Consider the following 6,722-nt stretch of genomic DNA (forward strand, 5'->3'; position numbering starts at 1 on the left):
TATTCTCTTTTACTTGATATGGTATCTTTATCTATTGAAAATGATTGGGTCAATGAAGAGGGAGATGTTTTTGTAAGAATAAAGAGAAAGGATCTTATGAAAAAACTTGGAGTTAAGGGAACTCAAAAGATGGTTAAGATTATGAATGAATTAAAAGAACATAATTTAATCTTTGAAGAAAAAGTAGGGCTTGGCAGATGTAACAAGATATTTTTATACGACTTAGATAGTTTTGAAAATCAAAATTCAGATGATAGAAATTCAAATAATGATGATTTTGAAAATCAAAAATCAGATAATTTAAAAGCAAAGGTTAAGAGTTTTGTTTTTCAAAGCCATAATAAGACTAATATAAATAAAACTAAATATAATAAAACTGACTTAACTAAGACTCAATCAAATCAAAACTTTAATGAGGATTTTGATTCTAAAAACTTAGAGAGTTTTGATTATGACAAAGAAACTCTAGATACAGCAAGGGAACTTTTGGGGTGGTCTGTAGATTATAAAGACGCCAACACCCTTTTAAATGATGCTGATGGAAATCTCTACATTTTAGATTTAGCTTATGAAAAGATGATAAGTGTAAAAGGCAAGATAAGAAATACTGTTGGATATTTAAAAACACTTCTTTGTTATTCACTTTAAATGTATAGTGTTTGTATAGTTAAGACAAAATATGTATTGTAAATATTTTACAATAGGCATATAATTTTTATATAAAATATATTAATGGGGGTATTTTATGGGAATGTATAGTTTGGGAATAGATATAGGGGGAACTTTCATTAAATATGCATTAGTTGATAAGGAATATAACATTAAAGAGAAATGGAAAGTTAAGTCTATAAAATTTGATACAAAAGATGAGTTCTATGATTATCTATGTGCAAATATAAAAGAACTTGATTCTATAGATACAATAGGTGTAAGTGCGCCAGGTCTTGTTGATAAAGATTCAAATGTTAAATCATATGCAGCAGAGAATGTAGCAATTATGTATCATACAAATATAAATGATGAAATTAGAAGAAGAGTTAATAAGAAGGTTTCATCAATAAATGATGCTAAATCAGCAGGATTATGTGAGTTTGAAATTGGGAATGCAAAGGGAAGTAAGTCTTCTGCATTTTTAATTTTAGGTACAGGTACTGGAGGCTGTTTATGTGATGAAAATGGTGTTATATATGGAAAAGATGCTTATGCAGGTGAATTTCATAATATCCCATTTATAAATTTCAAAGATAAAAAGATTGATAAAATGGGTGATTATTCATCAATGACTGGATTAATAGAGATATATAACAGTAAGGTTGATGAAGATAAAAAAGTTGAGTATGGATATGAAGTATGTAATAAGTATTTAAATAATGATGAAGTAGCTATAAGTGCATTAGATGAATGGATTAATAATATAACAGTTCAATTAGTAGCTATTACAGTTATGTATAATCCAGAAGTTATATGCATAGGCGGAGGAATATCAGAGGAAGATTGGTTTATTGATAAACTAAAAAAGCAATATAAAGAAAATTGTGTAGAATATTTATATTCAGATTTTATTACAACTAAGATTGATAGATGTAAATATAATAATGATTCTAATATATTAGGTGCAATAATTAACGCAAATAAAAATTAGTATGAGATGAAGGTGTAATGGATGTTTAATTATGAAGTTATACAGAGCTTAAATAGCTTAGAGTTATTGTTATATGAATATATAATGAAAAATAGTAAAAAAGTTATATATATGAGAATAAGAGAATTAGCAAGTGAAGCACATGTTTCTACAACTACTATTTTGAGGTTTTGTAAAAAGTTAAATTGTGAAGGATTCTCTGAATTTAAAGTTAAGCTAAAGATGTATATTGAAGAAAATAGTACTAAGAAAGTTAGTGATGATACTTCAGAAATAATAAACTTTCTTAAAAATATAGAAAATAGTGATCTGGATAAGAAGTTAGATAAATTATGCAATATGGTTAAGAATGCAAATAATATAATATTTGTTGGAATAGGGTCTTCAGGCATACTATGTAAATATGCAGCTAGACATTTTTCATCAATTGGGAAGTTTTCATTCCATATTGATGATCCATTTTACCCTAAGCATTTTGAAGCACATGGCGAGTCATTAGTTATAGCTTTATCAGTATCAGGAGAAACACAAACAATTATAGAAAATGTAGTTGGATTTAAAGAAAAGGGATGTTCCATTGCAAGTATAACAAATAGTGAGAATTGTACTATTGCTAAGCTATCAGATTTAAACATACCTTATTATGTGCAACAAGTTAAGATTAACCTTAGTGATATAACTACGCAATTACCAGTATTATATATGATAGAAAGAATAGGAAAGAAATTATATAACCAATATGTGATTGAGTGATATTACTTATAATTTAATAAATAAATTGTTTAATTTTATATAAAAAAATAAGCTGATAATGTATGTAACAGCTTGTTTTTTTTTAGTACCAATTCACCAAAAGTAAAACATATTTTTTTAGATCTTCAATATATTGTAAATGTTATCAAAGAAACATATACTTAAATTGCAAGGGGGTTGATTAAATGATATACAACAAGTTGGATGAATTCAGAGAAGAATTCTTATGGGGTTCTGCATCGGCAGCTTATCAAGTTGAAGGTGCTTGGAATCAAGATGGTAAAGGGGAAAGTATATGGGATATATATACAAAGAAGCCTGGTACAACTTATGAAAATACAAATGGGGATGTAGCAGTAGATCATTATAACAGATATAAAGAAGATGTAGCTTTAATGGCAGAAATGGGACTTAAAGCCTACAGATTTTCAATTGCTTGGACTCGTATATATCCAAATGGAAGAGGAGAAGTAAATGAAGAAGGATTAAGGTTTTATGAAAATTTAATAGACGAGCTTATAAAAAATAATATAAAACCAATAATTACTTTATATCATTGGGATTTACCTCAATATCTTCAAGACTTATATGGTGGTTGGGAATCAAGAGAAATAATAAATGATTTTAATGAGTATTGTATAACTCTTTTCAAGAGATTTGGAGACAAGGTAAAATATTGGGTTACATTAAATGAACAAAATGTATTTTTAACATTAGGTTATTTAACAGCATTACATCCACCAGGTGTTAAAGATCAAAAGAGAATGTTACAAGCAAATCATATTGCAAACTTAGCAAATGCAAAGGTCATTGAATCTTTCAGAACTTATGTACCAAACGGAATGATTGGTCCAAGCTTTGCTTTTTCACCTATATATTCAAATAGCTGTAATCCACAAGATGTTTTATCAGCAGAAAATGCAGAAGAATTAAACTGTAACTGGTGGCTTGATGTTTATTGTAAGGGAACATATCCATCATTTGCATTAAAATATTATGAAAAGTTAGGTATAGCACCAGTAATTGAAGATGGTGATCTTGAATTATTAGGAAGAGGAAAGCCTGATTTTATAGGTATAAACTATTATCAAACATCAACTGTAGGAATGAATCCTTTAGATGGTGTAGGAATGTCAAGTGAAATGAATACAAGTGGTAAAAAGGGAAGTTCTAAAGAAAGTGGCGTACCAGGTGTTTATAAAAATGTGAAAAATGAATATTTAGAAACAACAAATTGGGACTGGGCAATAGATGCTACTGGATTAAGAATTGGATTAAGAAGATTAACAAGTAGATACGGATTACCAATATTAATTACAGAAAATGGCCTTGGAGAATTTGATAAATTAGAAAATGGCGAAATCGTAAATGATGATTATAGAATTAAATACTTAAAAGAGCATGTTTTAGCATGTAAAGAAGCAATAACAGATGGTGTTGAGCTTCTAGGATATTGTACATGGTCATTTACAGACTTATTAAGTTGGCTAAATGGATATCAAAAACGTTATGGTTTTGTATATGTAGATAGAGATGAGCATGATGAAAAAGATTTAAGAAGAATAAAGAAAAAAAGTTTCTATTGGTACAAAGATGTTATAGATAGTAATGGTAGAAATCTATAAATAATATAAAAATAAAAAAATATAAAAGGGTGGGGTTTATTATGAAAAAAATATTATTAGTATGTTCAGCAGGAATGTCAACAAGCTTACTTGTTAATAAAATGAAAGATGCAGCTAAAGAATTTAATGTAGAAGTAGATATAAATGCATTACCAGTAGCAGAGTGTTCAAGCAAAATTAATGAAGTAGATATAGTATTATTAGGACCACAAGTACGTTTCCAAAAGTCTTTAGTAGAAAAACTTGCAAATGGTAGAATACCTGTTGAAGTAATTGATATGAGATCTTATGGAATAATGGATGGAAAGTCAATATTAAAGAGTACCTTAGCAAAAATAAAGTAAAAAGGAGATAATACAGATTATGAGTATGATGGAAAAATTTCAATCTCAAATCGAAAAGGTATTAGTGCCGATAGCTAGTAGATTAAATTCACAAAGACATGTTTGTGCGATAAGAGATGCATTTATATTATCATTCCCACTAACAATGGCGGGTTCTTTAATGGTATTACTTAATAATGTTTTCTTATCTCCAGATGGGTTTATGTTTAAGATATTACAATTTGATAAAATATGTCCTGGCATAACTAAATATCAAGCGGTATTTTCTCCAGTTATAAAAGGTTCAGCAGATATATTTTCTATACTTATTGTATTTTTAATAGCTAGAAATCTAGCTAAAGCATTAAAAGGCGATGATTTATTAACAGGTTTAACAGCGATTTCTGTTTATTTTATTGTTTATCCTGAATATTTTAATAATGAAGGTGTAAATTACATTACAACTCAATATGCTGGGGCGCAAGGATTGTTCGTTGCGATATTGGTAGCTTTATTGGTTGGTGAATTAATGTCTAGATTATCAAATTGCGATAAATTAGAAATTAAGATGCCAGATCAAGTACCACCAGCAGTTGCAAGATCCTTTAAACAACTATTACCAATTATTATTACAACTGTATTATTCTCAGCAATAAATTATGTAGTTAAAATATTTGCACCTGGTGGATTACATGAATTAGTTTATAACGTAATTCAAACACCATTAACTAAGATGAGTCAAAGTATATTCTCAGTTCTTATATTATCTGCATTAGCTCAATTACTTTGGGTTATGGGTATACATGGACCAAACACTATAGCAGCAATAAGAGATACTATGTTCTCAGAAGCAAGTAATGCAAATCTTTTACACTTTGCTGATGCTGGTACTACATGGGGATCTCCTTTCCCAGTAACATACAGCGGATTAGCTACTGCTTTTTCAGAGTATGGTGGATCTGGATGTACATTAGGATTAATTATTGCGATGCTAATATTCTGTAAAACAAAAGAGTCAAAGAGTATAGCTAAACTTTCTTTAGCTCCAGGATTATTCAATATAAACGAAATGGTTATATTTGGACTTCCAATAGTTTTAAATCCTATTTATATAATTCCATTTGTACTTTCACCACTTGTAAATATAATGATTGGTTATACCGCAATTATGGTTCTCAAGATTATGCCACCGGTAGCAATTTCAGTTCCTTGGACAACACCAGGACCATTAATGCCATTCTTAGGAACAGGTGGAAATATAATGGGCTTAGTTATGGGTATTATATGTCTTGCAGCAAGTGTATTAGTATATGCACCATTTGTAATAGCTGCAAATAAAGCTGCGGTTAAAGCAGAAGAGGAAGAATTAAATGCAAAATCAAATATAGATGGAATGAAAGAAGAAATGTTAGTTTAGTCTGAATTAACTAGGAGGATATAATGGGAGAAATAGAATTAATAGCATTTGAAATAATTAGTAATGTAGGTATGGCAAAATCATTAGTGATGGAATCTTTAAAACTTGCTAGAGAAGGGAATTATGATGAAGCTGAATCTAGATTAAACGAATCAACAGAATTTCTTTTAAAGGGACATCATGCACATTCATCATTAATACAAAAAGAAGCAAATGGTGAAAAGGTTGAATTTTCATTAATAATAATGCATGCAGAAGATCAAATAATGTCTACTGAAACTATAAAGCTTTTAGCAGAAGAAATGATTCAAATGTATAAAGAATTAAGGAAATAAAGGTTATATTTCAAATATAAAAGAGTGTCATTTTTAATGACACTCTTTTGTTTTATAAAAATAATTTTTAGAGTATTAAATAACTTACTATTATTTTTATAAAGAAGGATTTTAAAATTTATTGTGTAATAATATAATTTATGTTATGGAATAAATTGTAATTATAATAAAATTTGGGGGTATTATGGATTATATAAGATTAGGTAATTCAGATTTAATAGTATCAAGAATTTGTCTTGGGTGTATGGGTTTTGGAGAAGCAAAACAAGGAATACATTCATGGACTTTAGATGAGGAGAAATCTACAGAGATTATAAAGAAGGCTCTTGAAAGTGGAATAAACTTTTTTGATACAGCTATTGCATATGGAAATGGAACAAGTGAACAATATCTTGGACGTGCTTTAAAGAAATTAGTTAAGCGTGAAGATGTTATAATAGCTACAAAATTTTTACCAAGAACAAAAGAAGATATTGAGGATAATGTAAGTGCAGAAGAGCATATTGAAAATAATTTAAATAAAAGTTTAGATAATCTTGGAGTTGATTATGTAGATTTATATATATGTCATGCATGGGATTATAACACTCCAATTCAAGAAATAATGGAAGCATTAGATAAACAAGT

General features: G+C 28.6%; 8 protein-coding genes. All 8 read left to right on the plus strand.

Annotated elements, in window-relative coordinates; translation table 11 throughout:
- On the plus strand, window positions 1–648 hold a 648-nt coding region (locus tag SPJ33_RS07225; protein ID WP_321117297.1), incomplete at its 5' end, for a replication initiator protein A.
- Window positions 649–745: 97 nt separating this feature from the next.
- Window positions 746–1,642 carry an ROK family protein gene (locus tag SPJ33_RS07230; RefSeq protein WP_321117298.1) on the plus strand — a complete coding sequence of 299 codons (897 nt, stop codon included), beginning with the start codon at window positions 746–748 and terminating at the stop codon, window positions 1,640–1,642.
- A gap of 21 nt (window positions 1,643–1,663) precedes the next feature.
- Window positions 1,664–2,395, plus strand: a complete 732-nt coding sequence (locus tag SPJ33_RS07235; protein WP_321117299.1) for a MurR/RpiR family transcriptional regulator — start codon at window positions 1,664–1,666, stop codon at window positions 2,393–2,395.
- Window positions 2,396–2,580: 185 nt separating this feature from the next.
- A complete protein-coding gene (locus SPJ33_RS07240; protein ID WP_321117300.1) occupies window positions 2,581–4,020 on the plus strand; it encodes a glycoside hydrolase family 1 protein in 1,440 nt (479 codons plus the stop codon).
- Window positions 4,021–4,061: 41 nt separating this feature from the next.
- Window positions 4,062–4,364, plus strand: a complete 303-nt coding sequence (locus SPJ33_RS07245) for a PTS sugar transporter subunit IIB (RefSeq protein ID WP_321117301.1) — start codon at window positions 4,062–4,064, stop codon at window positions 4,362–4,364.
- A 19-nt stretch (window positions 4,365–4,383) separates the two neighbouring features.
- Window positions 4,384–5,760: a PTS sugar transporter subunit IIC gene (locus SPJ33_RS07250; RefSeq protein WP_321117302.1), complete on the plus strand. Its 1,377-nt coding sequence runs from the start codon at window positions 4,384–4,386 to the stop codon at window positions 5,758–5,760.
- A 23-nt stretch (window positions 5,761–5,783) separates the two neighbouring features.
- Window positions 5,784–6,095, plus strand: coding sequence for a PTS lactose/cellobiose transporter subunit IIA (locus tag SPJ33_RS07255; RefSeq protein WP_321117303.1), 312 nt, complete (start codon window positions 5,784–5,786; stop codon window positions 6,093–6,095).
- A gap of 184 nt (window positions 6,096–6,279) precedes the next feature.
- Window positions 6,280–6,722: aldo/keto reductase (locus SPJ33_RS07260; protein WP_321117304.1), on the plus strand; the 443-nt coding region annotated here is incomplete at its 3' end.

Origin of the sequence: Clostridium sp., assembly GCF_034179595.1 — a bacterium.
Taxonomy (GTDB): Bacteria; Bacillota; Clostridia; order Clostridiales; family Clostridiaceae; genus Clostridium.

What these genes read in the sequence shown, in the direction of transcription:
- SPJ33_RS07230 (WP_321117298.1), top strand. Translation starts at nt 746, where the DNA reads ATGGGAATGTATAGTTTGGGAATAGATATAGGGGGAACTTTCATTAAA.
- SPJ33_RS07235 (WP_321117299.1), top strand. Translation starts at nt 1,664, where the DNA reads ATGTTTAATTATGAAGTTATACAGAGCTTAAATAGCTTAGAGTTATTG.
- SPJ33_RS07240 (WP_321117300.1), top strand. Translation starts at nt 2,581, where the DNA reads ATGATATACAACAAGTTGGATGAATTCAGAGAAGAATTCTTATGGGGT.
- SPJ33_RS07245 (WP_321117301.1), top strand. Translation starts at nt 4,062, where the DNA reads ATGAAAAAAATATTATTAGTATGTTCAGCAGGAATGTCAACAAGCTTA.
- SPJ33_RS07250 (WP_321117302.1), top strand. Translation starts at nt 4,384, where the DNA reads ATGAGTATGATGGAAAAATTTCAATCTCAAATCGAAAAGGTATTAGTG.
- SPJ33_RS07255 (WP_321117303.1), top strand. Translation starts at nt 5,784, where the DNA reads ATGGGAGAAATAGAATTAATAGCATTTGAAATAATTAGTAATGTAGGT.